This is a genomic window from Microbacterium sp. zg.Y909, from assembly GCF_024626565.1.
On record NZ_JANJFJ010000009.1, the window covers coordinates 39662 to 66041 of the forward strand.

Consider the following 26380-nt stretch of genomic DNA (forward strand, 5'->3'; position numbering starts at 1 on the left):
CTGAAGGGTACCGACACGCATGAGTTTCGTCGAACTGGCGCTCGAGGTGCGCGACATCGTCAAGGTCTACGGCGGTGTGCGTGCGCTCGACGGCGTCTCCCTGACGCTCGAGCCTGGCGAAGTGCACTGCCTGGCGGGGGAGAACGGCAGCGGCAAGTCCACGCTCATCAAGATCATCAGCGGTGTGGAGCGACCGGACTCCGGTGTGATGATCCTCGATGGTCAGTCTCTGGGTCACACCACGCCGAGCGGCGCGATCCGCGCCGGCATCCAGGTGATCTACCAGGACTTCTCGCTGTTCCCGAATCTCACGGCCGCCGAGAACATCGCCATGCTCAGCGAGCTCTCCGACCGCCGCAAATTGTCGTCCCGCCGTCGCATCCGTGCCGCAGCCGAGGGCATCGTCGCTGACCTCGGACTGCACATCGACCTGGACGCGGACGTCGAGCACCTCTCGATCGCAGACCGGCAGCTGATCGCGATCTGTCGCGCGCTCGTGGGGGAAGCTCGTGTTCTCATCATGGACGAGCCGACCACGGCACTGACGCACTCCGAAGTGCAGCGCCTTTTCGCCATCGTCAGGCGACTGCAGGAGCGGGGAGTGGCGATCATGTTCGTCAGTCACAAGCTGGACGAGGTGCTGCAGATCGCGCAGCGTGTCACAGTGCTCCGCAATGGCCAGGTCGTCGCATCCGGTCTCGCGTCCGAGTACACCGGGCGGAGCATCGCGAAGGCGATGACCGGCCGCGACGTCGGTGAGGAGCGCCTCGTCGACGACCTGGTTCTCGATCAACCGCCTCTCATGGCGGTGGACGGTCTTGGTCGCGACGGGGCCTTCGAAGATGTCAGCTTTGCTGTGCAGCGCGGCGAGATCCTCGGTATCACCGGGCTGCTGGGCTCGGGGCGAGGCGAGATCGCAGAGGCGATCTTCGGCGTTCAACCCGCAGACACGGGCACTGTCACGGTGGGCGGCGAGACCCGTCGGATTCGGTCGATAGCCCACGCGGTGCGCGCGGGCATCGGCTACGTGCCCGAAGACCGCCTTACCCAGGGCCTCTTTCTCGACAAGTCCATCGCCGACAACATGGTCGCCGCGTCGCTGAATTCCTACCGGGGGAAGGCGCTGCTGCTGGACCGCAAGCGCATCGCCCGCTCGATTAAGGACCTCTTCGCGCGGCTGCGGATCAAGGCGCCCAACGTGCAGGCACCCGTGCGCAGCCTCTCGGGAGGTAACGCCCAGCGGGTCGTCATCGCCAAGTGGCTCGACCGCAAGCCGGCCATCCTCATGCTCAACGGCCCCACGGTCGGTGTGGACATCGGCTCGAAGGAGGAGATCTTCTCGATCCTCCGTGCGCAGGCCGCCGAGGGGATGGGGATCATCGTCATCTCGGACGACATCCCCGAAATGGTCTCGAGCTGCCACCGCGTGCTGATCGTGCGATCGGGTCGCATCGTCTCGGAGATGGCCGGCGCGGACCTCACCCAGGACGCCATTCAGGAAAGGATGACGGCCTGATGGGCATGCTCCGTCGCCTCAGGGGGCCGAACAACGAGGGTGTGCTCGCGGCGGTGATCATCGTGGTAGTCATCGCGATGTCGATCGCCAGCCCGGTGTTCTTCAGCCCCGGCACCTTCTTCGGCCTGGCGCGCAGCTCGCTGGTCCCCCTCATCTTCGCGCTCGGTGTTCTGCTGGTGATGATCTCCGGGGGCATCGACGTGTCGTTCCCGGCGATCGCGATCTTCGCGGCCTACACCACGGTCAGCTGGTCGAGCCAGGCGAGTTTCGACCCCACGCTGGTAGGCGTCTTCGCCATCGCGATCGCGATCGGCGCCCTGTGGGGGCTGCTCAACGGCGTCGTCATCGCACGATTCCGACTGCCTACGCTGATCGTCACGCTCGGCACGCAGGGGATTGTGAGGGGGATACTGCTCACGTACATCGGCTCGGCGTACATCTCGGCGGCCAAACTCCCCGACAGCGTCTCTGTCGCCGGTGATGCCCACCTGCTCGATGTCCCGGGCGCGGGGTACCTGCACGGCATGCTCGTCCCGGTGGTCATGATGACCGTGCTCGTGTGGTGGATGCTGAAGTATTCCGCGTTCGGCCGCAGCATCTTCGCCATCGGGGGCGACATCGAGGCGGCCCGCCGCGTGGGCATCAAGGTCGTTCGCACTCAGGTGCTGCTGTACGTGCTGGTCGGCGCGCTCGCCGCCTTCGGCGGGGTGGTGGCCGTGATCCTGGGCAAGAACGCCAACCCACAGTCACTCGTCGGCACCGAGCTCGACATCATCGCGGCCGTGGTCCTGGGCGGCGCCTCGATCTTCGGCGGCCGCGGCTCGGTGCTGGGAACAGTGCTCGGGGTGGTGCTGGTGCAGCTCATCAACAACAACCTGGTGCTCATCGGCATCCCGAGTACGTGGCAGCGTGCGGCCGTCGGCGTTCTGCTGATCATCGGCGTGAGCATCCAGGCACTCACCGCGATGCGGGCCCGGAAAACCCCTGTGCTGCTCGAGGAGGAGGTGGCCCGCGCATGAGCGATCAGGGTCCACAGAGCCAGTCCGCCGCGGTGAACGCGGCCGACGGGCCGATCGCGAAGCTCGTGTCGCAGGTGCAGGTGCAGCGAGGCGCTGGGCGCATGATCCTGTTGCTCATCGCGGTGTTCGCCCTGTTCGCACTTCTCAACCCGCGTGTGTTCCTCAACCCGATCAACCTGCAGAACATCGGCGTCGGCGCGCCTGAGATCGGGCTGATCTCGCTGGCGATGATGATCGCCATGCTCACCGGCGGCATCGACCTGTCGATCGTGGCCATCGCGAACGTCTCGGCGATCACGGTGTCCTCGCTCTACACCGCCGCCGCCGCAGGCGCGGGCCCGGAGATGGCGAGTTCACTCACGCTGGTTTTCGTGCTCGCCGGCATCGGGATGGGGGCGCTGCTGGGTGCGGTCAACGGTGTGTTGATCAGCGTCGTGGGGGTCACGCCGATTCTCACCACGCTCGGGACCATGCAGCTGTTCAACGGTCTCGCGTTGGTGTGGACCGGCGGAGTGACGATCTCGGGTGCGCCGCCCGCCGTGACGGCGATCGGCAAGGCCACGCTGGTCGGGGTGCCGGTGCTTTTTCTGGTGCTGATTCTTGCGGCGGTCGTGCTCGCCGTGGTGATCAACCGCACCGCTATCGGCCGCAAGATCCAGCTGCAGGGAGCCAATCCGGTCGCTGCGCGCTATTCCGGCATCAGCAGCCGCTCAACCCTCATGCTCACCTACATCGTCAGCGGCGTGCTGGGCGGCCTTGCCGGCCTGGTCTTCCTCGCCCGCAACCCGTCGGCGAGCGCGGACTACGGGTCCAGCTATGTGCTCCTTGCGATCGTGATCGCCGTGCTGGGTGGCACGAACCCCAGCGGCGGCTTCGCCACGGTGCTCGGCGTGATCCTGGCCACCCTGACGCTGCAGGTGGTCTCGAGCGGGTTCACCGCGATGCGACTGTCGGCCTACGAGTACGCCATCGCTCAGGGTGTGCTGCTGATCGCGGTCATGGTGTTCGACCAGCTGAAGTTCCGGCGACGACGCAAGGCAGCGCCGTCGGCACCGAGTGAGACCGACGCCCCGGCGGCCGCGCGTCGCGGAAAGGAACGAACGAAGTGAAGAAGATCATCAACGCCCCGGAGGCGTTCGTGGACGAGTTCGTGCAGGGCATCTTGCTCGCGCACCCCGACCTGCTGAAGACGCCGGGCGACGACCTGCGCGTGCTGGTGCGCGCGGACGCCCCCCAGCAGGGAAAGGTCGGCATCGTCACCGGCGGTGGATCGGGGCACCTGCCGCTCTTCAAAGGCTATGTCGGCGAGGGGCTGTGCTCGGGCGTCGCGATCGGCAACGTCTTCAGCTCCCCGAGCCCGGAGCAGATCTTCGAAGCGACCAAGGCCGTGGACGGTGGCGCCGGCGTGCTATACCTCTATGGCAACTACGGCGGCGACGTCCTCAACTTCGACCTCGCCGCGGATCTGGCCGACCTCGAGGGCATCCCCACTCGCACGGTGTTGGGCCGCGACGACGTCGCGAGCCAGCCGAAGGATCGGGCAAGCGACAGACGCGGCGTCGCCGGCATTCTCTTCGCCTACAAGGCGGCCGGCGCCTCAGCCGAGCGCGGCGACTCGCTCGAGCAGGTCGCGCAGATCGCCGAGGACGTGGTCGCTCACACGGCGACGATGGGCATCGGTCTCGCTCCCACGATCATGCCGACGACCGGGCAGCCGAGCTTCGATCTGCCCGACGGCGAGATGGAGATCGGCATCGGCATCCACGGTGAGCCGGGCATCCGGCGGGGCCCGCTCGAAACCGCGGATGAGATCGCCGAGCATCTCGTGCAGGCGCTCGTCGATGATCTCGGCCTCAGCGCCGGCGCGCACGTTGCGGTGCTCGTCAACGGCATGGGCGCGACCCCCCTCGAAGAGCTGTACGTGCTGTACCGCAAAACCCACCTCATGCTGGCCGAACTGGGCATCGAGATCGCCAAGAACTATGTGGGGGAGTACGCCACCAGCCTCGAGATGGCGGGCGCATCGATCTCGCTACTCGACCTGGACGATGAGCGCCTCGCCCTGCTCGAAGCGCCCGCGAAGTCCCCCTTCTTCGAAGAGAGCTGACATGGATGCCACCGAGCTGAACATCCGCATTCGGGAGAGCCTCGCCGTGCTGATCGACTCGGCGGACGAGCTGCGTGAACTGGATCAAGCCCTGGGCGACGGCGACCTCGGCATCACGATCTCCGCCGGTTCCACCGCAGTGATCGATGCCCTCGAGGCACTGCCCGCAGAGGCGACGCCGACCGACATCGCCCGAGCCTCGGCGAAGGCTTTCGCCAACGCGAACCCCTCGACGATGGCTGCGCTCGTCGCGGGGGCGCTGCTGGCCGGATCGCGGGTCTGGGCCGACGTCTCCGACATCACGATCGACGACGCGCAGCGCTTCGCCGACGCCGCGGGCACCAGCATCGCGCAGCGCGGCAAGACACAACTCGGCGACAAGACGATCTATGACGGACTCGCCGCGGTCGCCGATGCGCTTGTCGGGCAGGTCGATGCGGGAGCTGCGGCGAACGCTGCGGTCAGCGCTGCCGGGGACGCCGTCGAGCGGACGAAGGATCTGCAGTCCCGTCGCGGCCGCGCCTCGTGGCTTCAGGAACGCAGCATCGGCAAGGCCGACCCGGGGGCGACCGCGCTGCTGCGGTTCGTCGAGTCGTGGCGTGCGACGTCCCCGGCGGCTGCGGGCACCGACTGAATCGGCGGCATCCGACACGCTTTGTCCATTTCGCAACCGAAGGCGGTTCCACCCATGAGTGCTTGGCTCGATGAGGTCTTTCCTGTTCACAAGCCGATCATCGGCATGTGCCACCTTCCGGCGCTGCCGGGCGATCCCGGGTTCGACAAGTCGGTGGGCATGGAGGGGATCATTGCGCATGCGCGCAAAGAGATCGGCGCATTGCAAGAAGGCGGAGTGGACGGCATCCTCATCTCCAACGAGTTCAGCCTGCCCTACCTGACCCACACCGACCCGATCACGGCGATCAGCATGGCGCGCGTGATCGGGGAGGTTCGCGACCAGCTCGCGGTGCCCTTCGGCGTCAACGTGCTCTGGGATGCCGTTGCGTCGATCGACCTCGCTGTCGCCACCGGGGCCGCGTTCGTGCGTGAGGTGTTCACCGGCGTCTACGCGAGTGACTTCGGCATGTGGGATACGAATGTCGGGCGCACCGCACGGCACCGCAAGACGGTCGACGCCGAGAAGGTGCGACTGCTGTTCAACATCGTGCCCGAAGCGGCCTCGTACGTCGCCGCGCGCGATCTCGCCCAGCTCACCCGGTCCACGGTGTTCAACTGCGTGCCCGACGGGTTGTGCGTTTCGGGACTGACGGCAGGCGCTCCTACCGACACATCGACGTTGAAGACGGTGAAGGAGCACGCCGGGTCGGTGCCGGTGTTCGTCAACACCGGCGTGCGGCCCGACACGCTGGAGGAGAGCATCCAGTTCGCCGACGCGGGCATCGTCGGCACCTTCTTCAAGAAGGACGGCAAGTTCGAGAACGACGTCGACGTGGCGCGCGTGAAGGATCTCATGAGCGTCGCGATCGCCGTTCGCTGATCATGTTCCTCGGGATCGATGTCGGCACCTTCGAGAGCAAGGGGGTCCTGGTCGACCGCGACGGCATGGTCGTCGCCGCCGCACGTCGCCGTCACGGCATCGACACGCCGGCGCCGGGGTGGGTCGAGCAGGATCCGGAGGATGCCTGGTGGGCGGACGTGTGCGCCATCGCGCGCGATCTGCTCCGTCATCCCGGGGCGGAGAAGGTCGAGGCGGTGGCCGTGAGCGCGATCGGTCCGTGCGTCGTCGCGACCGACGCCGACCTTCGACCGCTGCGCCCGGCAATCCTGTACGGCATCGACACGCGAGCGACGAAGCAGATCGAACGCCTCACCGCGGGGCTCGGCGCAGAGGAGATCGTGCGGCGGTCGGGAAACACCCTGACCAGCCAGTCGGCCGGGCCGAAGATCGCCTGGCTGAAGGACGAAGAGCCCGACGTGTGGCGACAGGCGCGCTGGTTCATGACGAGTCAGTCGTGGCTGGTGGCGAAGCTCACCGGAGAAGTGGTCATCGATCACGCCACCGCGGGCTACTTCCACCCCCTTTACGACTTGAGCGCGGGGGCGTGGGACGTGTCGGGCTGCGAAGACTTCGTCGACCTGGCTCGGCTGCCGCGGATCGCCTGGACCACCGAGAGAGCCGGTGCGGTCACCGCCGCGGCTGCGAGGATCACCGGCATTCCGGAGGGCACACCGGTGATTGCCGGGACGACCGATTCGCCCGCAGAGGCGGTCGGGTCGGGGGTCGTCGCTGACGGGGAACTGATGGCGATGTACGGGTCGAGCGGCTATTTCATTCGCGTGGGCGACCGGGCGCGCGTCAGAGAAGGCCTCTGGTCGGCGCCTTTCGTTTTCGAGGGCACGTACGTGCTGGCGTCGGGCACGTCGACCGCAGGGACTGCCACCCGGTGGCTGGCCGATCTGCTGGGCTTGGCAAGCGACCAGGACGAACTGACCTTCTCGCGGCTCATCGATTTGGCCGGCGAATCAGAGGCGGGGGCGCGAGGGGTGCTCGCGCTGCCGCATTTCGCCGGCGAGCGCACTCCCTTCCAAGACCCGACCAGTCGCGGTGCGCTGATCGGGCTGGGTCTCGAGCACACCCGCGCCGACGTCGCGCGTGCCGTGCTCGAGGGCGTGGGGCACTCGATCGCCGCAGCGATCCTCGCGTTGTGCTCCGCCGATGCACCCGTCTGGCGTGTGGTCGCGATCGGTGGCGCGACCCAGAACCCGATCATCATGACAACCGTCTCTACGATCACGGGGCTCGAGCAGCAGGTCACCGATTCGCCCGGCGCCGCCTACGGCAATGCCTTCCTCGCCGCGCTCGGGGTCGGGGCCGTACAGCGCCCAGCCGAGGTGCGGGGATGGGTGAGAGAACGTCAGCGGGTGCGTCCCGACGACGACGCGCGCGATGTGCTCGTCGCAGACCACGCGCAGTTCGCGGCCCTGTACCGCGCGGTGGCACCCCTGCACCAGGAGCGGGCGCGGTGAGCGAGGCGACCGAGTGGGGCCGCATAACCGAACTGGTCGCCGACGGTGTGCGGGTGGCGGCGGGTGACAAGGTGTCGGTGTTCTTCACCGATGCGGCGGCGCTCCCCGCCGTGGCGGCCTTCGTCGACGAGTGCTGGCGGCGTGGCGCTGTGCCCCAGGTGCTCGCCACCGATGAGCGGTTCGACGAGAGCGCGCTGCGCTGGGCCGACACCACTCTGCTCGAGCAGGCGCCGCCGCTCGAGGTGGCGGCGATGCAGTGGTGCGACGTGCATGTGTCGTTCCGTGCCATGGCGTCGCCCGTGGTCGATGCCGAACCCACGCGCATCGCGGCGCTGCGCCATGGCCGCGGCATCGTGTCGACCATGCGGTGGCAGCAGACGCGGTGGGCGCTGGTGCGCATTCCCACTCCTGAGTGGGCTCGGGCGACCGGGCAGGATACCGACGAGTTGCTGGCCGAGTGGGCGGCCTCTTTCGACGCGGACTGGCCCGAGGCCGAGGCCCGGATGTCGGCATTGTGTGCGCGGCTCGAGCGAGCGCGCACGGTGGTGATCGAAGACTCGTGGGGCAGGCTCGAGCTGCCTGTCACCGGGCGACGCTGGGTCGCGTTCTCGGGGAGCGCGAACTGGCCCGATGGCGAGATCGCGACCGCACCGCTGGAGCAGGACGTGAGCGGTGTCATCCGCTTTCCCGGCGAGTTCTGGTTCGCGGGCGTACGCGTGTGCGAGCTCGAGCTGGAGTTCGCAGCCGGCTTGGTGGTCCGCGAGCACGCGACCGAGGGACTGGAGTTCGTGCGGAGCCTGCTCGACACCGACGCCGGCGCCCGGCGCGTGGGCGAGCTGGGAATCGGAACCAACGCAGCGCTCACGACGATGACGGGTGACTTGCTCATCGACGAGAAGATCCTCGGCACGGTGCACATCGCGCTGGGGCGGGCCTACCCGCAGTGCGGCGGGGTGAATGAGTCGGCGTTGCACTGGGACGTCGTCAAGGACCTGCGTGCCGCGGGCGGTGGTTCGCTTAGCGTCGACGGGGTCCCGCTGATCCGCGACGGTGTGGTGCAGCCTCCGCTGGCAGATGCGGCCGTAGCTCGCAGACAGAACCAACCCTGAAGGAGAACGACATGCTGGCAAACGAAGTGGACACCCCCCGGCCGCTGACCGAGCATCCGATGCAGTGGCGAGAGACCCCGACGCCGCAGCCCGCCGCAGGGCAGCTGCTCATCGAAGTGGCGGGGTGCGGGGTGTGTCGCTCGAACCTGCACCTGATCGAGGGTGACTGGGTTGAGGGCGGCGGCGTGCCTGCGATCAGCCCCATCATCCCCGGTCACGAGGTCACCGGCCGGGTCGCGGTGCTGGGGGAGGGGGTCAGCGGTTTCAGCGTGGGCGACCCGGTGGGTGTGCAGCCGCTGTGGTGGACGTGCGAGGAATGCGAGTTCTGCCTGAGCGACCGCGAGAATCTCTGCCACCGTCGCCTCATCACCGGTGAGCACGTGAACGGAGGGTTCGCCGAGTTCATGCTCTCGAACGCGGCGCACACGTACCACGTGCCCGAGCAGCTCGACCTTGCGGCGGCGGCACCGCTGTTCTGCCCGGGCATCACCGGCTACGGCGCCGTGAAGAAGCTCGACCTGCAGCCCGGTAGGCGCGTCGGTGTCTTCGGGCTCGGCGGCGTCGGTCATCTCGCTATGCAGTTCGCCGTGCTCTCCGGTGCTCAGGTCATCGCGGTCGCACGCAGTGCGGAGCACCGTGCCGTCGCTCTGGAGCTCGGGGCGGCCGAGGTGATCGACGCATCGCAGGTGGACCCCGGGGAGGTGCTGGAGGACTCGCTCGACGCCGCTCTCACCTTCGCGCCGTCGGACGACGTCACCGCTCAGGCCCTGCGTGCGCTGAAATGGGGCGGCACGATGGTTTCGGGCGTGCCGGTGACGGTGCAGGACTTTCCCTTCAACCGCGAGCAGGTCATCAAGGCGTCGATTCTCGGCTCGCGTCGCGACATGAACGAGGTTCTAAGGCTGGCGGCGGAGGGCAAGATCCGGACGGTGGTTGACCTGTTCCCCATGTCGCAGGCGGAACGGGCGTTGGAGCTTCTCGCCGCGGGCAAGCTGCGCTCGCGGGCGGTTCTGCAGAACACCGTGGACTGAATGCCGAAAGGCGAGCCTCGCTACGGGCGTCCCATGAGGTCGGCGGCGGTGGCCCCCCGGCCGGCGCCCGTGAGGTCGAGCTCGCGCCAGAGACGAGCAGCCGAAACCCCGGCCACCCCCGACCTCCCGCGCCGACGGCGCAAAAGTAGCACCCCGCCCGGTGCTAGCGGGCCTACCCCCGCGGCGCCCGCCTGCCGTGACCGCCGAGGGGCGGTGGCGTTCACGACGGTAGAAGCGTGGGCCGCGGTCGTCTCGGTGGCCAGGGCGATCGAGCCGCCGAATACGCCGGGCTGCGGTCAGTGGTGCCAGTGCGGGTACCGGCGCGTCCCTGGGGGATGCTTCGCGGGTCGGCGATGACGAAGGCGGGCGCTCGAAGAAGCGTTCTATGGTCAGCTGGTCGCGTGTTCGTTCGAGGTGGCGTGATTCATTGGGAGAGTTATCCACAGAAGAAGATTTGTTCTATACTCATGGGCGCTTCCGGCGTATCATGATTCGTATGAACGAGCCACTCCAGAGCCTCATCGCAGCGGTCGCCGCTGTGGCGGAAGCGTGGCCGGCGGGCGCGATCGAGGGGACGACAGGCTCATCCCTCGTTGCCCTGAACGATGAGCTCGGCAAGGTGCGCAGGCTCACCGATGGGCTCCACTCGCAGGTGGCGGCCGAGATCGCCCGGCAGTCGCGCCCCGAGCTCGGGCCCGATGGATTGGCCAAGTCGCAGGGCTACCGCAATCCCACGGCTCTCATCGCGGCCACGACGGGGTCGACCAACGGTGAGGCGGCTCGGTTGGTGCAGGTGGGTGAAGCGACCGCACCCCGGCTGCTGCTCACGGGTGAGCGGGCGCCCGCGCGGCATCCGCACGTGGCCTCCGGGGTCGAGGCGGGGAGCATCGGCTCCTCGGCCGCCTCCGCGATCATCAGCATGCTCGACAAGGTGGTCATGCGCGCGGGGCGCGAGGCGACGGATGCCGCAGAGCGGATGCTGGTCGAGCAGGCCCCCGGGCTCACCAGCGATCAGCTGGCGAAGGTCATCGCGCGGGCCGAAGCCTGGCTCGACCCTGACGGCGTCGAGCCGCGCGAAGAAGAGCTGCGTTCGCAGCGCTACCTGCACATCCGGGAGGAGCGCAACGGCATGACGTCGCTGTCGGCGTTGCTCGACCCCGAGCATGCGGCCCCCGTTCGGGCGGCGATCGAGGCGCTCGTCACGGCGGACCTCCGCGCACCGCGAAGCGCCGACTCACCCGACGCAGACCCGGCCCGCCGCTCGATCCCGCAGTTGCAGGCCGACGCGCTCGCGCGGCTGTGCGCCCACGCCCTGGGGTGCGACCGCACCGATCTGCCGCTCGAGGGAGCGACCGTGGTGGTGCGGGTGTCGCTCGACGACCTCGAGAGCGGCACGGGCACTGGTGTCATCGACGGCATGACCCAGCCCGTCTCGATCGGCACGGTGCGGCGCATGGCCGCTGGCGGAGCGGTGATCCCCTGCGTGCTGGGCGGCAAGAGCGAGATTCTCGATTGGGGGCGCAAGAAGCGGCTCTTCACCAAGGCGCAGAAGCTGGCGCTCATCGAGCGCGACGGAGGATGCGCCGGTTGCGGCGCCCCGCCAGGACTGACCCGGGTGCACCACCTGCGATGGTGGCTGCGAGACGGTGGCCCTACCGACCTGTCGAATGGCGTTCTACTCTGCGACTCCTGCCACCATCGGGTGCACGACAACGGCTACGAGGTGCGCGTCCACGGGGTGGGGGCCCTGGCAGAGGTGTGGTCCATCCCACCGCCGTGGGTCGATCCGGCTCGAACGCCGAGGCGCGGAGCGCGCAGGCGGTTCGACTTCGTCCCGGCGTGAGCGCGAGCTGCGCACACATGCGCGCGCACGAAGAAAGCGGCCGCCCCCGGTAAAGGGGACGGCCGCTTTCTTGTATAGGCCTACTTGTCGGTGAAGGCGTCCTTGACCTCATCCGCGGCCTGCTTGCCCTTGCCCTTGGCCTGGTCGACGTGGCCTTCGGTCTCCATCGACTTGTCGTCGGTCGCCTTGCCGATGCCCTCCTTGGCCTTGCCCTTAAGCTCTTCGGCCTTGTGCTTCATGTCGTCTCCGATGCCCATGGGGGTCTCCTTCTCTTGGGGGCCACGACCGCGTCAGCGGTCAGTGGGGGTTGTGGTGTCGGCACCGTCCTCGGGTGCCGCTCCGGTGGGCGACTCTGGTTCGAGCCGCACCTCTTCGCGGGCGACGGGAACGGTCACCGTCACCTGCTCGGTCACGACGTACCGCCGCAGCCGCAAGCCGCCGTCGGCCACCGGCGCGACGGTGCCGCCCGTCGCATCGCCCGCCGGCGCCGATGCGGTCGTGCCGACGCGGTCGGTCGACTCGGCGCTGGAATCGTCGTGGTCGTGGTCGTGGTCCTGCTCGCGCCCGTCCTGGTGCTCGTGCTCGTGCGAATGCTTGTGGTCGCCGTCGTGCTGGTGCTCGTGCTCGTGCTTGCGACCGTCGCCGTCGCCCGCGGTGTCCGGCGCGTCGCGGAGGGCGTAATAGGCGTACAGCTCCTCCTCCTGGCGGTGGGTGAGCTCCGCGTCCGAGTCGAAGCGGGGCGCGTGCTTGACGGCATCCTTCCCATAGGGAATGCGCAGTTCGCCGTCGACCTCTTCGGCCTGCTCCAGCGGCACGAACGACTCCGACGAGCCGAACAGCCCCGTCTTCACCGTCACCCAGTTGGGGTTGCCGGTGGCCGGATCGACGAACGCCTGCCCGACGGTGCCGACCTTGTGGCCCTCTGTGTCGACGACGTGGCGTCCGATGAGGCTTGCGATGTCATGAGAACTGATCACTGTCACATCTCCTGTCGGCCGAGGCCGACGCGGTCGACCTTGCGGTGGTAGCGCATGCCCGCCGCGCCTCCGAGCAGTGCGCCGATGAGCGCGACGATCGCGGAGCCGATGGCGGTGAGGATGCCGGTGAGGGTCGCCGACTCGGCATCCACCGGAATCGCCGGGATGCCCTGCAGGCTGCCGAACATCTCCCACTGGCTGCCGGCGACGGCGGTGACGATGGCGACGATGATGGCGATGACGACGGCCCAGATCCATACGGCGAGGCCCTGCTTGACCCCGCTGAACCGCGCCATGCGGCCGGCGACGTATCCGCCGGCGAAGTACGAGATGAGCAGGATCAGCCCGAGGATGATCGCACCGATCACACCTGCAGTGGTGGCGTCGTCGGCGACGGCATCGGCCACCTCGTCGGTGGTCGCGCCGGATCCCGCGCCGACGGCGAGGCCGATGCCGGTCGCAAGCGCGGTCAGCAGCACGGCGGTGCCCATTGCGGTCAGCCAGCCGAAGAAGGCGGATCCGAACTTGAACCCGCCGAAGCGGTCCTTCTCACGCGCGAGCACGTCGCGCTGCAGAGTGTGGGTCCGATCCACCGGCACGGCGGCGCCGGTGGAGCTGGCGTCATAGACCGGCGTGCCCGGCTCCCGGGCGTCTGAAGAAGTCATGGCCTCGAAGCTAATCGGCAGGGCTCCGGACGGCGAGGGGGTTGCGACGGTCGGATGCCGCGCGTAATCTCGCCCGGTCGCACGGGGTGCCCCCGTGGTCCCGTGCCTGCTCAACAGGGGAGCGTGGCCTGGCATGCTAAGCTGTCTCTTTGGTGCAGGCCGCCTGCTGGCCGGCACCGCGAACGTGAGCCCTCCACTGGCGTGTTCGACCGTCTTCGACGGACTCGAACCACCCCGGAGTGGGATTCACGAACTCCTCCGTTCGACACAAGAAAGCAGCACTATCGTGACGCGCACTTTCACCCCCAAGGCTGGCGAGATCCAGCGCGAGTGGCTGGTCATCGACGCAACCGACGTCGTCCTCGGCCGCCTCGCCTCGCACGCCGCCGCGCTTCTGCGTGGCAAGCACAAGCCGACGTTCGTCAACCACCTGGACTCCGGCGACTTCGTGATCATCGTCAACGCCGACAAGGTGGCGCTGACCGGTCAGAAGCTGCAGAAGAAGCGGGCCTACCGCCACTCGGGCTACCCGGGCGGCCTCAAGTCGGTCTCCTACGAGGAGCTGCTCGAGAAGAACCCCGAGCGCGCCGTCGAGAAGGCAGTGCGCGGCATGCTGCCCAAGAACAGCATCGGTCGCCAGCAGCTGTCGAAGCTGAAGGTCTACCGCGGTGCCGAGCACCCGCACTCGGCGCAGCAGCCCAAGACGTACACCCTCGACCAGGTCGCCCAGTAAGCGCCCCCTCAGATTTAAGGACAAAAACTGATGGCGAACATCGAAGAGACCCCGCAGAACTACTCCACTGAGACGCCCGCCGAAGAGGCCCAGGCCAGCGCCCCGCGCCCCGTGCTGTCGGTTCCCGGCGCAGCGGTCGGCCGTCGCAAGCAGGCCATTGCCCGCGTGCGACTGATCCCCGGCTCGGGCACCATCACGGTCAACGGCCGGACGCTCGAGGACTACTTCCCCAACAAGCTGCACCAGCAGCTGATCAACGACCCGTTCACGGTGCTGAACCTCGCCGGTGGCTACGACGTCATCGCGCGCATCTCCGGCGGTGGCCCTTCGGGTCAGGCCGGCGCCCTGCGCCTCGGCATCGCTCGGTCGCTGAACCAGATCGACGAAGAGAACAACCGTCCGACCCTGAAGAAGGCCGGCTTCCTCTCGCGCGACGCTCGCGTCAAGGAGCGCAAGAAGGCCGGTCTCAAGAAGGCCCGCAAGGCGCCTCAGTACTCGAAGCGCTGATCCGAACGCACATGGCGCTGTTCGGTACGGATGGTGTGCGGGGGCTGGCCAACGGCTCCCTCACCGCCGACCTCGCGCTCTCCCTGGCCCAGGCGACTGCTGTCGTCCTGGGCCAGGGGCGTATCGCGGCAGCTCGGCGCAAGGCGGGCAAGCGGCTCACCGCCGTCGTCGCCCGCGATCCCCGGATTTCGGGCGAATTCCTGTCGGCCGCCGTCTCGGCGGGCCTGGCCTCGTCCGGTGTCGACGTGCTCGACGCCGGCGTGCTGCCGACCCCGGCGGCGGCATTCCTCGTCGCCGACCGCGACGCCGACTTCGGCGTCATGGTCTCGGCGTCGCACAACCCCGCGCCCGACAACGGCATCAAGATCTTCGCCCGGGGCGGCTCGAAGCTGCCCGACGAGGTGGAAGCGCGCATCGAGGGGGCCATGGGCGGCCCGAAGCTGCAGCCCACCGGCGGCGCCGTCGGGCGCATCAGCCGCTTCGCCGACGCCGAGGATCGCTACGTCGTGCACCTGCTCGGCTCGCTTCCGTATCGCCTCGATGGCCTGCACGTCGTGCTGGACTGCGCCCACGGCGCGGCATCCGGTGTGTCGCCCGAGACCTTCCGCGATGCCGGTGCGCGCGTCACCGTGATCGGTGCGGACCCCGACGGCATCAACATCAACGAGGGTGTCGGCTCGACGCACCTGGACGTGCTCGCCGGTGAAGTGGTGCGCGTGGGGGCCGACCTCGGCATCGCGCACGATGGCGACGCCGATCGCTGCCTCGCCGTCGACGCCGCAGGCAACATCGTCGACGGTGACCAGATCATGGCGATCCTCGCGCTGTCGATGCAGCGCCGCGGGCGTCTGAAGGACGACACGCTCGTCGCGACCGTGATGAGCAACCTCGGCCTGCACCGGGCGATGACCGACCACGGCATCCGCGTCGAGCAGACCGGCGTCGGTGACCGGTACGTGCTGGAGCGCATGGCGGCGGGCGGGTTCTCGCTCGGCGGCGAGCAGTCCGGCCACGTCATCATGAGCGAGTTCGCCACGACCGGCGATGGCCTGCTGACGGGGCTGCACCTGGCCGCCGAGGTGGCACGCACCGGGCGCACCCTGGCCGAGCTGGCATCGGTGATGACGGTGTACCCGCAGGTGCTCATCAACGTCACCGGCGTCGACCGCACACGGGTGAACGACGACGAGGGTGTGCAGACGGCAGTCGCGAAGGCGGCGGCATCGCTGGGGCTCTCGGGCCGCGTGCTGCTGCGGCCTTCGGGCACCGAGCAGCTGGTGCGGGTGATGGTGGAGGCCGAGACGGCCGACAGCGCCGCATCCGTGGCCGAAGGCCTCGCCGATGTCGTGCGGGACCGGCTCGCGCTTCCCGTCTGACGCGCGGCGGCGTCATATGGCGCGCGTCGGCTTGAGCGCGACATCGCGGATGCGATAGAACAGGGGGAGCACGGCAGCGGAGCCGCGCTGACGTTGCATCCCCCCACGCGACGTCGCCACTTCTTCGCCGCCGTCTTGGTCCGCGCTCGTGCACGAGCGGCCGGGACCGCGAGAGGGCCGCGCCACTGGGGGGCGGTCCTCTCCGCCCTCCCCGGCTGCCGAGTGAGTACTCGCGAGCGTCAGGAGCCGGGGGCGCTCCAGGACAGCGACTCGATGTAGCGCAGCAGCACGCCTTCGCGCAGGGCCCAGGGGCTCACCTCGAGCTCCTCGACGTCGAGCGCCTTCATCGCCTGGTGCATCACCACCGCCGCCGCGACGATCTGGAACGACCGGTCCGCCGTGATCCCGGGCAGCGCCTCGCGCGCCTCGGCCGGCATCCGCGCCATGCGCGGGATCCACGCCTTCAGCGCCGCGCGCGGCAGCACCATGCGCTCGATCCCCGACCACCCCGGCACCGGGTACCCCGCGAGCTTCGCCAGCGACCGGATGGCCTTCGACGACCCGACCACGTGATCGGGGCGCGGCATTCCCGAGAACATCTCCGCGACCGGCGCCAGCGTCTTGCGCGCATGCTTGCGCAGCCGCTCGACCTCGTCGTCGCCGGGCGGGTCGTTGGGCAGGTACTTCACCGTCATGCGCCCGGCCCCGAGCGGAACGGATGCCGCGGCATCCGGAAGCTCGTCTGCCCCCGCCGCCAGCTCGAGTGACCCGCCCCCGATGTCGAACAGCAGGATCTGGCCGGCCGACCAGCCGAACCACCGCCGCACCGCGAGGAACGTGAACCGCGCCTCGGTCTCGCCGCCGAGCACCTGCAGCTCCTGCCCGAGCGCCTCTTCGAGACGCGCGATGACCGCCTTGCCGTTCTTCGCCTCGCGCACCGCGCTCGTCGCCGTCGCGAGCAGCTCCGCGACGTTCTCGCGCGCCACCGTCTCGCGGGCCTCGGTCACGGCCGCCACCAGAGCGGCCACGCCCTCGTCGCTGATCGAGCCGTCGGGCTCGAGATAGCGCATCAGCCGCAGCACCGTGCGCTGGCTGGTCGTCGCGTGAGGCCTGCCGCCGGGGATCACGTCGGCGATCAGCAGGTGGACGGTGTTCGAACCGATGTCGAGGACTCCCAGGCGCACGGGGTCAGCGTAGCGGGGCGGATGCCACGGCGGCAGACGCCCGCGGCGGCACACGCCCGCGGCGGCCACGCCGGGCTGTTCCCGCGGGCGGGTGTGCGCAACGTCGGCGATCCGCGCCGCCGGCAGGCCCCGGGGCGCCCAGAACCGCATTCCGGCGCGACATGGCGACGTTGTGCCCGCGCGCGGCCTGCACCGACCCCGGGGCGGCGCACCGATACGATGGGGCGCGATGGCCGAGACCCCTGCCGCCGGCGCGGCCGCAACCGACCCCGAGCCCCTCGCCCGCGAGCTCTACCGGGAGATCGACCGCGCCGATTGGGCGCGGTTGGCACGCGGCATGGCGAACCCGCTCACCGAGACCGAGGTCGTGCAGCTGCGCGGCATCGGCGACCGGCTCGACCTCGACGAGGTGCGCGAGGTGTACCTGCCCCTCAGCCGCCTGCTGTCGCTGTACGCCGAGAACACCAAGCGGCTCGGCGCAGAAGAGAGCGCGTTCCTCGGGGACAGCGACACGACGACGCCGTTCGTCGTGGCGGTGGCGGGCTCCGTCGCCGTCGGAAAGTCCACCATCGCCCGCCTGCTCCGGGAGCTCATGGCGCGCTGGCCCGGAACCCCGCGGGTGGAGCTGGTCACAACCGACGGGTTCCTCTACCCCAACGCCGAGCTCGAGCGCCGCGGCATCATGCACCGCAAGGGCTTTCCGGAGTCGTACGACCGCCGCGCCCTCGTCTCCTTCCTCACCGAGGTCAAGAGCGGCGCGGCCGAGGTGCGCGCCCCCTTCTACTCGCACATGCGCTACGACATCATCCCCGACGCGCACGTCACGGTGCGCCGGCCCGATGTGGTGATCGTCGAGGGCCTGAACGTGCTGCAGCCCCCGCCGTCGCCCCACGACGTCGCCGTCAGCGAACTGTTCGACTTCTCCATCTACATCGACGCCGACGCCGAGCACATCACGCAGTGGTTCGTCGACCGGTTCCTGGCGCTGCGCCGCGCGGCTTTCAGCAACCCGAACTCGTTCTTCAACCGGTTCGCTCAGGTGGGCGACGATGAGGCCGTCGAGCTCGCCCTGGGCTTCTGGAACGACATCAACCTGCCGAACCTGCGCGAGAACGTCGAGCCCACGCGCCACCGGGCGACCCTCGTGCTGCAGAAGGGCCCGCATCACGGCGTGGAGCGTGTGCTGCTGCGCAAGCTCTGAGTGCCGCGAACAAGACCGGCGGATGCCGCGCCTTCAGCGCGCCGCGGCGCAGGTGTAGCGCCTGACACGATCCCTCTTGCGACGACCTGAGGGCGCGCCGAGGGCGGGGGCTGCGGGTCGCCTCAGGCTACGGTGGACGGCTCGGCCTGTTCGAGCCGAGTAAATGGATGCCGCGACTGGCGGGGCCTACGGCCGATGCGCTGCTGCGTCGGGCGGTGCACGGTGCGGCGCAACGACACGGCGCCGACGATGGCGTCGTGTGGGTGAATGACCCCGGATGGGCCCAAGACCTGCGTCGTGGCCGCACCGAGGCGCTGTACGACGTGTGGGCGAGGTGGTCGATCGCCTGCTGTCAGCGCGCTCTCACTGACAGCAGGCGGCGTGCCCGCCCGGCGATGGTGCGCCGAGCGGACACGCCTGGGAGTGGCGACTCACGCCCTCTGGGGGAGGAGTGCGACCACCGTGGCGCACCGGATGCCAGATGGCCCCGGCGCGCGACACAGCGGTCGTCTTGGCTCGAGCATGAGCCGCCACATTCGGGGGCGTTGCCAGGCGGCAACGCCCGGGCACGTGCCCGGAAAGAGCGGAGGACCGGGCGCCCAGGTCACGTCAGTACGCCCCTCGGGGTCGTGCGAGCACTGCCGCGGTGCGGCCGATGATGCGCAGGTCGGTCGCGAGGGACCAGTTCTCGACGTAATGCAGATCCAGGCGCACGCTCTGCTCCCAGGAGAGGTCGCTGCGTCCGCTGACCTGCCAGAGTCCCGTGATACCCGGTGGCACGTATAGCCGACGGAACACGTTGCCGTCGTAGTCGCGCACCTCACGAGGCAGCGGGGGGCGGGGTCCGACGACACTCATCTCCCCCATCAGCACGTTCCAGAACTGGGGCAGCTCGTCGAGCGAGAACCTGCGCAGCACCGCGCCCACCCGTGTGACGCGGGGGTCCTGCCGCAGCTTGAACAGCGGTCCGGCGCCCTCGTTGGCCGCGCTCAGGGCGTCGAGCTCGGATTCGGCCGTCGCGCTCATGGTCCGGAACTTGATGATGTCGAATTCGCGCCCGTCGCGCCCGATCCGCCGCTGACGGAAGAACACGCCCCCCGGAGTGTCCAACGCGATCAGCGCGGCGATGAGCGGTGTCACCATCGCCACGGGGATGAGCGCGACGAGCGCGACGACCACGTCGAGTGCGCGCTTCGCGCGCATGCTCGAGTGGTCGAACCGGGGCAGGCTGACATGGGTCAACGCGAGGCCCTCGGCACGTTCGAAAGAGATGCGGGAGACGGCGACGTCGGTCAGGCGCGTTGCCAGCACGAGGTCCGTCGCCGCCCCCTCGAGGCTCCAGCTGAGTCGGCGCACGAAGTCGGGATCATCGGTGCCGCCCGCGACGATCACGGTGTCGGCGCCGAGATCGCGGCAGATGCGCGCGGCATCCGCCGGTGAGCCGTGGACGGTATAGACCTGGCCGTCGACGGACAGCTCCGCCGTGCCCGGGTCGGAGATCGCCGCCCCCACGATGTGGTGGTTGCCGCCGCTGCGAAGGGAGCGGACGACATGCTCGATCCCCGCCCGGTCGCCCACCACCAGCGTGCGGTGCGCCCGTGATTCGCCGGGTGCGCGCAGCCCGTGCGCGAGAGACGCCAGGCGCAGCACGGTGAGCGCGCCGACACCGACGGGAATGGTGAACAGGACGTGGGGAGAAAGCGCGGGCCCGCCCGTGAGGCCGGCCAGCACCGCCAGGGCGGTCAGCGCAATCGCCGCGGAGCGCAGCACCGGCAGCAGACCCAAATGCTGGCCGAGGCTGCGACGGCGGGACGCGCGCTGCAGCGGCACCAACGCCGCGATCCACACCGCGGCGACGACCGCGCACCCGATCACGGACGCAGGCGCACCCTCGCCGGGCGCCGGCGACAGCGCCGGTGCGAACGCAGCGGCCATGGCCACGCCGGCGATGACAGCGGCGTCCGCCGCCTCTGCGCACGTGCGGTGCCTGCGCAGTGAGGCCAGACGACGCTCGAGCGGCTCGGGTGTGCACGGCGCGTTGACGAGCGGCAGGTCCGCGCGCGCCCCGAGGACGGTGCTCATCGCTCGGTCTCGCGATGCGCTTCGATGTCGGGCAGTGTCGCGCACCACCTTCGAGCGAGCGCGCTCGTACAGAACCATGTCCCCATGACAGTTTCCCCAGTGTCCCCAAATGCGGGCGTGCCCGCGTCCCCAGTGTGCGCGCTGCGCACGTGTCCCCAGATCGCCTGATTCCACGGCTTGATTCCCACATCGAGCCGTGTCTCCCGCCGACCCCTCGGCGTGCGCTCACCCCCTTTCGGTGGTCGGCGTGGGTTGAGTATGGCACAGCGCACCCAACCAGGGGAAGGGAACGCTGGACGGTTTACGGGGACCCGGTATAAACACGTTGTGCCGCGCACCGACCGGTGCACGGCACAACGCCCCCCACGGTGCACAGTGTCCCCAGATGCCCCCATGGTGTGACGGAGTCATCGGGCCCGGGACTCCCCAAATGCCTCAGGCCCTCGCCCATCGGCGGCCATATTACACAGGTCTTCGCGGCGCCCGGCAGGAGAGAAGTCCCCCTTGCGCGGCACCCGCCCAAGCGATACTCCCGCGCATCGCCGACCCCGCTTCGCGCCCTCGGCGCGGGAGCATCAGCTAGCATGATCGTGCCTGCGCGTACACTCAGCTGCCCCCCCAAGCGGCGTTCTGGGCATGCTCCGTCCCCAACGGATCGTCCGGGAGTGCGCGGGCAAAGGGACCCTCTCGAGTAATTCAGTCCCCAAATGGCTGACTCGAGAGGGTCCCGCTTGGTATTTCCGGCTATTGATTCACCGACACGCCACTCTCGACCCCCATAATCGTGTTATGGGGGTTACCATTTCGCGCTCGAGATTCCACTGATGCCACGCAGCGACATTCCGGTTCACGCGGCGTCGATTGCGGACGCCCGCCCGAAATCGACCGCGGGGAGCGCTGCCATGGCGCATGCGGACGCCCGCGATTCTGCGCGGCGGCGGCTGGGCGGGTGGGTGCGGCGCGCCGGGCGCTCGCGGTCGGCGCGGATCGTCATCGGCCTGGTGGCGGTGCTGGTGTACTCCAGCTCCGGGGCGCCGCTGCCGTCGTACGCGGCCACACCGGTGCCGGCGGAGGTCGTCGTCGCGCCGGTCGTCGGCGAGCGGCTGGGTGGCGCCCTCGTGCCGCTGTCGGCGGGGGGTCCAGTGTCCGAATCTGCAACCGAGCCCGCGCAGGCGGTGCTCTTCGTCCACGGCTGGCTCAGCACGTCACTGCCCGGCGCCGCCGACGACCAACCGGGAATCGCCCAGTCGCCTTTCGCGCACCCCGCCGCGGCCGTGCAGGCGACCGCCGTCGACGAGGTCACCCATTCGCTGCAACAGAGCCTGGAGTCACTCCCCGGCACGACTTTGTACGCATTCGACTACTCGCAGACCGCCGCCGCCTGGATCGGCGGCAGCGCCGTGGTCGACGGACTCGCCGCCTCGATCCGGCAGCTGGCGCTCGAGACCGGTGCGCCCGTCGACGTGGTCGCCCACTCGATGGGCGGGCTGGCTCTGCGCCACGCCGTGGCCGCGCACCCCGACCTCATCCCCATGATCGGGCAGGTCATCACGGTGGGGACGCCCACCCAGGGCTCGGATGCCGCCACGCTGCTGGACATCGTGTCGGTGGCCACCGGCACCGTGATCGGGGCGGGGTCTGCGGGTCGCGCCCTGATCGTCCCGGCGCTGGTGGACCTGTGCAACCGGGATCTCGAAGCGGATGCCATGAACGGCTGCGGACTGCCGACCTGGCTGCGCACGTCGATCGCCAACACCGGCGAAGCAGGCCGTGCGCTGCATGCCGGCTCCGCGGAGCTGGCGAACATGCCCGACTGGCCCGCAGAGCTGGACGTGCACGCGATCGCCGGCGACGGAAGGCTGCGCGCCGGCGGACTCGTCGTCTCGGTGGGCGACGGCCTCGTCTCGCGGGAGTCGGCCACAGCCGAGGCGGACACCGTCTTCGTCGTGCGGTGCGAGGACCGCGTCGCGCCGGGCGTGACCGGCGTCGGCGAGCTGCTGGGCGGCAACGCCACGCTGTCGTTCGGCGGGGCCGGATGCGCCCACGACGAGCTGCTGCGCAACCCCGACGTCGTGGAGAACGTACGCGCCGTCATCGCGGGGCTCGCGCCGTCACCGGCGAACCCGCGCCTGCCGTAGTCGTGCCGCGCTCGCGGCATCCCTCGCCGCCTTCGACGGCCCTCCCCGTCCGGCGCCTGGGCCCGGATGCCGCGTTGCACGGGTCGCCCGCCGCCCCGATCTAAGATGGCGGCATGTGCGGAATCATCGGATACGTCGGCCCGCGGCCGAGCCAGGAGATTCTCCTCTCGGGCCTGGCCCGCCTCGAATACCGCGGCTACGACTCGGCGGGCATCGCCGTCATCGATGCCGACGGACACCTCGACATGCGCAAGCACGCCGGCAAGCTCGCCGTGCTGCGCGACGATGTCGCCGCCCACCCCATGCCTGACGGCACCACCGGCATCGGCCACACCCGCTGGGCCACCCACGGTGGGCCGACCGACGCCAACGCGCACCCGCACCTCGCCGACGACGACAAGCTCGCCGTCATCCACAACGGCATCATCGAGAACTTCGCCGAGCTGAAGGCTGAGCTGCTGTCGGAGGGGTACACCTTCCGCAGCGAGACCGACACCGAGGTCGCCGCGGTGCTGCTCGGTCGCGCCTACCGCGAGCAGGGTGGCGACCTCGTCGCCGCCTTCCGCTCGGTGGTCTCGCGCCTGGAGGGCGCCTTCACGCTGCTGGCGATGCACCAGGACAGCCCCGGCGTCGTCGTCGGTGCCCGCCGCAACTCGCCGCTGGTCATCGGCCTGGGCGAGGGTGAGAACTTCCTCGGCTCCGACGTCGCGGCCTTCGTCGAGCACACCCGCAACGCCCTGGCCATCGGTCAGGATCAGATCGTCACGATCACCCCCGACGCCGTCACCGTCACCGACTTCGACGGCAACGACGTCGACGTCGAGCCGTTCGAAGTGGTGTGGGATGCCTCGGCGGCGGAGAAGGGCGGCTGGTCGTCGTTCATGGCCAAGGAGGTCTCGGAAGAGCCCGAGGCCGTCGCCAACACCGTCCGCGGACGCATCCACGAAGGGCTCGTCCAGATCCCCGAGCTCGACGGGCTCGATGAGCTCTTCATCGGCATCCGCCGCATCGTGGTCATCGCCTGCGGCACCGCGGCCTACGCCGGCATGACCGGCAAGTACGCGCTGGAGCAGTGGACGCGCATCCCCGTCGACGTCGAGCTCGCCCACGAGTTCCGCTACCGCGATCCGGTGATCGGCCCCGACACGCTCGTGGTGTCGATCAGCCAGTCCGGCGAGACGATGGACACGCTGATGGCCGTCAAGTACGCCTCCTCGAAGGGTGCGAAGACGCTGTCGATCTGCAACACGCAGGGCGCGACGATCCCGCGGGAATCGGATGCCGTCGTGTACACCCACGCCGGCCCTGAGGTCGCCGTCGCCTCGACGAAGGCCTTCGTCGCCCAGATCACGGCGCTGTACCTGCTCGCTCTGCACGTCGGTCGGCTGCGCGAGACGCTCTCGCCCGTCGAGATCGCCGAGCACGCGCGCGAGCTCGAGGCCATCCCCGGCAAGATCTCGCAGATCCTCGCGGAGGAGCAGGCCCACATCGAGCAGTTCGCGCACTGGATGGCCGACACCCGCTCGGTGCTGTTCCTCGGTCGTCACGTCGGCTACCCGATCGCGATGGAGGGTGCGCTCAAGCTCAAGGAGATCTCCTACATCCACGCCGAGGGCTTCGCCGCGGGCGAGCTCAAGCACGGCCCCATCGCGCTCATCGAACCCGGCCAGCCGGTGTTCGTGATCGTCCCGTCGCCGCGCGAGTCCGCCGAGCTGCACAAGAAGGTGGTCTCCAACATCCAGGAGATCCGCGCCCGCGGCGCCCGCGTGATCGCGGTGGCCGAAGAGGGGGATGCCGCCGTGCTCCCGTTCGCCGACGAGGTGCTGCGCATCCCGCTGGCAGGGCCCCTGTTCGAGCCGCTCCTGGCCGTCGTGCCGCTGCACATCTTCGCGATGGGCCTGGCAACGGCCAAGGGCCTCGACGTCGACCAGCCCCGCAACCTCGCGAAGTCCGTCACCGTCGAGTGAGTATTCGCGTCGCCGAATACTCACTCGCGAGCTCTTGACCGTATAAGTGGAAACTTATACGGTGGGCGCATGCACCCGTTCGAGGTACTGGCCGATGCCGCACGGCGGCGCATGATCGAGGTGCTCGCCGAGGGCGAGCAGCCCGCCGGCGCGATCGTCGACCTCGTCCGCAGCGAGTTCGGCATCTCCCAGCCGGCGGTCTCGCAGCACCTGCGCGTGCTGCGCGAGCACGGCTTCGCGACGGTGCGCGCCGAGGGGCCGCGCCGCATCTACGCCCTCGATCCGGCCGGCCCCGCCGCGGCCGAAGCGGCACTCGCGCGCCTGCGCGCCCCCTGGGCCCAGCGATTCGATGCCCCCGGCACCGAGATCGCCCGCGGCAAGCGCACGCGCGCCGCCGCGAGGGCCAGCACGACGCAGGCGGCACCGCCGCGGCCTGCGCACCACCACCGGAAGGATGCCTCATGACCATCGATTCCCCGCTCATCGAGCGCCACGGCGACGGCTATCGCGTCGTGTACGACGCGGTATACCCCACTGACATCGACGACCTGTGGTCCGCGGTCACCCAGCGCGACCGCCTCGCGCGGTGGATGGGGGACTACCGCGGCGACCTGCGCCTCGGCGGCACGTGGGAGGTCGCCGACGGCGACGGCGAAAGCACGTGGGGGCGCGGCGAGATCACCGCGTGCGATGCGCCCTACGGTTTCACGACGGTGTGGCACGCCGAGGGCGAGGAACCGACCGAGCTCGTGGTGCGCCTCGAGCCCGCGGCGACGGGGACCCGGCTCGTGCTCGCGCACACCGGCATCCAGTCGATGACCTATGGGGCCGGGTGGCAGACCTACCTCGAGCGGCTGGCCGCGGTGGCCGCCGACCCCGACGCGGACCTCGGCGGCCCGGGGGCGTGGGGCGCGCGGTACGCCGAGCTGAGCTCCGGCTACAGCGCGCGGTTCGCGGCGGCGATCTAGCGGCCGCCACCCCGCCGGAATTCCTGCTCCCGGGCGCATTCGGCCACCGGGCCGGCCGGGACGCAACCCGTGGCTTGAATTCCGACGGGCGGTCGCGAGGTATCCTGTCGGATGCCGCGCCCCGACGGGGACCGGGGTGCGAGGGAGGTGGCTGTGATCGTCGGAATCGGCGTCGACCTCGTGGACATCCCGCGGTTCGAGCGGTCGCTCGAACGCACGCCGCGACTGGCTGAGCGGCTCTTCTCACCCGCGGAGCGGCTCCTGCCGCCGCGGTCTCTCGCTGCCCGCTACGCCGCCAAAGAGGCACTGATCAAGGCGCTGGGCGGGTCCGACGGCGTGCACTGGACCGAGATCGAGATCACCCCGGAGCCCTCGGGACGGCCGTGGTTCACCCTCACCGGATCGACGGCCGCGGTCGTCGCCGACCGCGGCATCACGGCGCTGCACCTGTCGCTGTCGCACGACGCGGGACTGGCGACCGCCTACGTGGTGGCCGAGTCCGCAGGCCCGGGCAGAGGAGATGGGCGATGAACGGGATGCCGGCCGGCACGCTTCGCGAGGCGGTCATCGACGTCGGCGCGATCGGCTCGAACGTCCGGCGCCTCAAGCGCCTCACAGGAGTGGAGATCCTCGCCGTCGTGAAAGCCGACGGCTACGGCCACGGCGCCGTGCGCAGCGCACACGCCGCGCTCGGCGCCGGGGCTACGCGCCTGGGAGTCGCCGACGTGACCGAGGCGCTGCACCTGCGGCGCGCGGGCATCCGGGCGCCGATCCTGGCCTGGCTGCATGCCCCGGGTGCCTCGTTCGCCCAGCCGGCGTCGCACGGCATCGAGATCGGGGTGTCGCGGTTCGACCAGCTGCTCGCCGCGGCCGCGGCGGCGACGGCCGACCGGCCGGTCGCGGTGCACCTGAAGCTCGAGACCGGGCTCGGCCGCAACGGCGTCGCGCCGGCGGATTGGGCGACGGTCTTCG

The 26380-nt window shown here is 69.7% G+C and carries 25 protein-coding genes; 20 read left to right on the forward strand and 5 right to left on the reverse strand.

What is annotated here, in order from left to right; genetic code table 11:
* Positions 1-19: 19 nt before the first annotated feature.
* The 10 genes from NQ160_RS01770 to NQ160_RS01815 all read left to right on the forward strand — a co-directional run bounded on the left by NQ160_RS01770 (position 20) and on the right by NQ160_RS01815 (position 11610).
* On the forward strand, positions 20-1516 hold the full coding sequence (locus tag NQ160_RS01770) for a sugar ABC transporter ATP-binding protein (protein WP_257513518.1): 1497 nt from the start codon (positions 20-22) through the stop codon (positions 1514-1516).
* Positions 1516-2535: an ABC transporter permease gene (locus NQ160_RS01775; protein ID WP_257513519.1), complete on the forward strand. Its 1020-nt coding sequence runs from the start codon at positions 1516-1518 to the stop codon at positions 2533-2535. Before NQ160_RS01770 ends, NQ160_RS01775 begins: the two co-directional genes overlap by 1 nt.
* Positions 2532-3644 carry an ABC transporter permease gene (locus tag NQ160_RS01780; RefSeq protein ID WP_257513520.1) on the forward strand — a complete coding sequence of 371 codons (1113 nt, stop codon included), beginning with the start codon at positions 2532-2534 and terminating at the stop codon, positions 3642-3644. Before NQ160_RS01775 ends, NQ160_RS01780 begins: the two co-directional genes overlap by 4 nt.
* Positions 3641-4642 carry a dihydroxyacetone kinase subunit DhaK gene (locus tag NQ160_RS01785; protein ID WP_257513521.1) on the forward strand — a complete coding sequence of 334 codons (1002 nt, stop codon included), beginning with the start codon at positions 3641-3643 and terminating at the stop codon, positions 4640-4642. Before NQ160_RS01780 ends, NQ160_RS01785 begins: the two co-directional genes overlap by 4 nt.
* A gap of 1 nt (position 4643) precedes the next feature.
* Positions 4644-5276, forward strand: a complete 633-nt coding sequence (locus tag NQ160_RS01790; RefSeq protein WP_257513522.1) for a DAK2 domain-containing protein — start codon at positions 4644-4646, stop codon at positions 5274-5276.
* Between the two features lie 54 nt (positions 5277-5330).
* A complete protein-coding gene (locus NQ160_RS01795; protein WP_257513523.1) occupies positions 5331-6137 on the forward strand; it encodes a BtpA/SgcQ family protein in 807 nt (268 codons plus the stop codon).
* 2 nt (positions 6138-6139) lie between these two features.
* Entirely contained in the window at positions 6140-7627 is a 1488-nt protein-coding gene (locus NQ160_RS01800) for an FGGY-family carbohydrate kinase (protein ID WP_257513524.1), read from the forward strand.
* On the forward strand, positions 7624-8736 hold the full coding sequence (locus NQ160_RS01805) for an aminopeptidase (protein WP_257513525.1): 1113 nt from the start codon (positions 7624-7626) through the stop codon (positions 8734-8736). The genes NQ160_RS01800 and NQ160_RS01805 overlap by 4 nt, the downstream gene beginning before the upstream one ends.
* Before the next feature lie 11 nt (positions 8737-8747).
* Positions 8748-9767, forward strand: coding sequence for an alcohol dehydrogenase catalytic domain-containing protein (locus NQ160_RS01810; RefSeq protein ID WP_257513526.1), 1020 nt, complete (start codon positions 8748-8750; stop codon positions 9765-9767).
* 496 nt (positions 9768-10263) lie between these two features.
* Positions 10264-11610: an HNH endonuclease gene (locus NQ160_RS01815; RefSeq protein WP_257513527.1), complete on the forward strand. Its 1347-nt coding sequence runs from the start codon at positions 10264-10266 to the stop codon at positions 11608-11610.
* Between the two features lie 80 nt (positions 11611-11690).
* Here the strand turns inward: NQ160_RS01815 and NQ160_RS01820 are convergent, their stop codons facing one another.
* The 3 genes from NQ160_RS01820 to NQ160_RS01830 are packed head-to-tail and all read right to left on the reverse strand — an operon-like array spanning position 11691 to position 13252.
* Positions 11691-11867 carry a CsbD family protein gene (locus NQ160_RS01820; protein WP_257513528.1) on the reverse strand — a complete coding sequence of 59 codons (177 nt, stop codon included), beginning with the start codon at positions 11865-11867 and terminating at the stop codon, positions 11691-11693.
* 33 nt (positions 11868-11900) lie between these two features.
* Complete coding sequence (locus NQ160_RS01825) at positions 11901-12587, reverse strand: PRC-barrel domain-containing protein (protein WP_257513529.1); 687 nt, start codon at positions 12585-12587, stop codon at positions 11901-11903.
* 2 nt (positions 12588-12589) lie between these two features.
* Positions 12590-13252: a hypothetical protein gene (locus NQ160_RS01830; protein ID WP_257513530.1), complete on the reverse strand. Its 663-nt coding sequence runs from the start codon at positions 13250-13252 to the stop codon at positions 12590-12592.
* 286 nt (positions 13253-13538) lie between these two features.
* Here NQ160_RS01830 and rplM point away from each other — a divergent pair, with 286 nt between their 5' ends.
* Genes rplM through glmM form a run of 3 tightly spaced genes read left to right on the forward strand, consistent with a single transcriptional unit; the run spans position 13539 to position 15868 of the window.
* Complete coding sequence (gene rplM, locus NQ160_RS01835) at positions 13539-13985, forward strand: 50S ribosomal protein L13 (protein ID WP_257513531.1); 447 nt, start codon at positions 13539-13541, stop codon at positions 13983-13985.
* A gap of 30 nt (positions 13986-14015) precedes the next feature.
* Entirely contained in the window at positions 14016-14492 is a 477-nt protein-coding gene (gene rpsI, locus NQ160_RS01840) for a 30S ribosomal protein S9 (RefSeq protein WP_257513532.1), read from the forward strand.
* An 11-nt stretch (positions 14493-14503) separates the two neighbouring features.
* Entirely contained in the window at positions 14504-15868 is a 1365-nt protein-coding gene (gene glmM / locus NQ160_RS01845) for a phosphoglucosamine mutase (RefSeq protein WP_257513533.1), read from the forward strand.
* Between the two features lie 239 nt (positions 15869-16107).
* Here the strand turns inward: glmM and NQ160_RS01850 are convergent, their stop codons facing one another.
* Positions 16108-17052: a Ppx/GppA phosphatase family protein gene (locus tag NQ160_RS01850; protein WP_257513534.1), complete on the reverse strand. Its 945-nt coding sequence runs from the start codon at positions 17050-17052 to the stop codon at positions 16108-16110.
* A gap of 229 nt (positions 17053-17281) precedes the next feature.
* Here NQ160_RS01850 and coaA point away from each other — a divergent pair, with 229 nt between their 5' ends.
* Positions 17282-18253, forward strand: coding sequence for a type I pantothenate kinase (gene coaA, locus NQ160_RS01855; RefSeq protein ID WP_257513535.1), 972 nt, complete (start codon positions 17282-17284; stop codon positions 18251-18253).
* A 609-nt stretch (positions 18254-18862) separates the two neighbouring features.
* On the opposite strand, the gene NQ160_RS01860 is transcribed toward coaA, so the two are convergent.
* Entirely contained in the window at positions 18863-20335 is a 1473-nt protein-coding gene (locus NQ160_RS01860; RefSeq protein ID WP_257513536.1) for a sugar transferase, read from the reverse strand.
* 902 nt (positions 20336-21237) lie between these two features.
* Here NQ160_RS01860 and NQ160_RS01865 point away from each other — a divergent pair.
* From NQ160_RS01865 to NQ160_RS01890, 6 genes are all read left to right on the forward strand, one after another.
* Positions 21238-22473 (forward strand): hypothetical protein, encoded by a 1236-nt coding sequence (locus NQ160_RS01865; RefSeq protein WP_257513537.1) that lies wholly within the window; start codon positions 21238-21240, stop codon positions 22471-22473.
* A 113-nt stretch (positions 22474-22586) separates the two neighbouring features.
* Positions 22587-24440 (forward strand): glutamine--fructose-6-phosphate transaminase (isomerizing), encoded by a 1854-nt coding sequence (glmS, locus tag NQ160_RS01870; RefSeq protein WP_257513538.1) that lies wholly within the window; start codon positions 22587-22589, stop codon positions 24438-24440.
* 69 nt (positions 24441-24509) lie between these two features.
* Positions 24510-24905: an ArsR/SmtB family transcription factor gene (locus NQ160_RS01875; RefSeq protein ID WP_257513539.1), complete on the forward strand. Its 396-nt coding sequence runs from the start codon at positions 24510-24512 to the stop codon at positions 24903-24905.
* Positions 24902-25408 carry an SRPBCC domain-containing protein gene (locus tag NQ160_RS01880; RefSeq protein WP_257513540.1) on the forward strand — a complete coding sequence of 169 codons (507 nt, stop codon included), beginning with the start codon at positions 24902-24904 and terminating at the stop codon, positions 25406-25408. The genes NQ160_RS01875 and NQ160_RS01880 overlap by 4 nt, the downstream gene beginning before the upstream one ends.
* A 153-nt stretch (positions 25409-25561) precedes the next feature.
* Complete coding sequence (locus tag NQ160_RS01885; RefSeq protein WP_257513542.1) at positions 25562-25939, forward strand: holo-ACP synthase; 378 nt, start codon at positions 25562-25564, stop codon at positions 25937-25939.
* Positions 25936-26380, forward strand: a 445-nt coding sequence (locus NQ160_RS01890) for an alanine racemase (RefSeq protein WP_257513543.1), incomplete at its 3' end; no start/stop codon positions are given. The genes NQ160_RS01885 and NQ160_RS01890, both read left to right, overlap by 4 nt.

Excerpts from the sequence above, each read along its gene's own strand:
- NQ160_RS01770 (WP_257513518.1), top strand. The coding sequence starts at position 20 with ATGAGTTTCGTCGAACTGGCGCTCGAGGTGCGCGACATCGTCAAGGTC.
- NQ160_RS01775 (WP_257513519.1), top strand. The coding sequence starts at position 1,516 with ATGGGCATGCTCCGTCGCCTCAGGGGGCCGAACAACGAGGGTGTGCTC.
- NQ160_RS01780 (WP_257513520.1), top strand. The coding sequence starts at position 2,532 with ATGAGCGATCAGGGTCCACAGAGCCAGTCCGCCGCGGTGAACGCGGCC.
- NQ160_RS01790 (WP_257513522.1), top strand. The coding sequence starts at position 4,644 with ATGGATGCCACCGAGCTGAACATCCGCATTCGGGAGAGCCTCGCCGTG.
- NQ160_RS01795 (WP_257513523.1), top strand. The coding sequence starts at position 5,331 with ATGAGTGCTTGGCTCGATGAGGTCTTTCCTGTTCACAAGCCGATCATC.
- NQ160_RS01800 (WP_257513524.1), top strand. The coding sequence starts at position 6,140 with ATGTTCCTCGGGATCGATGTCGGCACCTTCGAGAGCAAGGGGGTCCTG.
- NQ160_RS01810 (WP_257513526.1), top strand. The coding sequence starts at position 8,748 with ATGCTGGCAAACGAAGTGGACACCCCCCGGCCGCTGACCGAGCATCCG.
- NQ160_RS01815 (WP_257513527.1), top strand. The coding sequence starts at position 10,264 with ATGAACGAGCCACTCCAGAGCCTCATCGCAGCGGTCGCCGCTGTGGCG.
- NQ160_RS01820 (WP_257513528.1), bottom strand. The coding sequence starts at position 11,867 with ATGGGCATCGGAGACGACATGAAGCACAAGGCCGAAGAGCTTAAGGGC.
- NQ160_RS01830 (WP_257513530.1), bottom strand. The coding sequence starts at position 13,252 with ATGACTTCTTCAGACGCCCGGGAGCCGGGCACGCCGGTCTATGACGCC.
- rpsI (WP_257513532.1), top strand. The coding sequence starts at position 14,016 with ATGGCGAACATCGAAGAGACCCCGCAGAACTACTCCACTGAGACGCCC.
- glmM (WP_257513533.1), top strand. The coding sequence starts at position 14,504 with ATGGCGCTGTTCGGTACGGATGGTGTGCGGGGGCTGGCCAACGGCTCC.
- coaA (WP_257513535.1), top strand. The coding sequence starts at position 17,282 with ATGGCCGAGACCCCTGCCGCCGGCGCGGCCGCAACCGACCCCGAGCCC.
- NQ160_RS01860 (WP_257513536.1), bottom strand. The coding sequence starts at position 20,335 with ATGAGCACCGTCCTCGGGGCGCGCGCGGACCTGCCGCTCGTCAACGCG.
- NQ160_RS01865 (WP_257513537.1), top strand. The coding sequence starts at position 21,238 with ATGGCGCATGCGGACGCCCGCGATTCTGCGCGGCGGCGGCTGGGCGGG.
- glmS (WP_257513538.1), top strand. The coding sequence starts at position 22,587 with ATGTGCGGAATCATCGGATACGTCGGCCCGCGGCCGAGCCAGGAGATT.
- NQ160_RS01875 (WP_257513539.1), top strand. The coding sequence starts at position 24,510 with ATGCACCCGTTCGAGGTACTGGCCGATGCCGCACGGCGGCGCATGATC.
- NQ160_RS01880 (WP_257513540.1), top strand. The coding sequence starts at position 24,902 with ATGACCATCGATTCCCCGCTCATCGAGCGCCACGGCGACGGCTATCGC.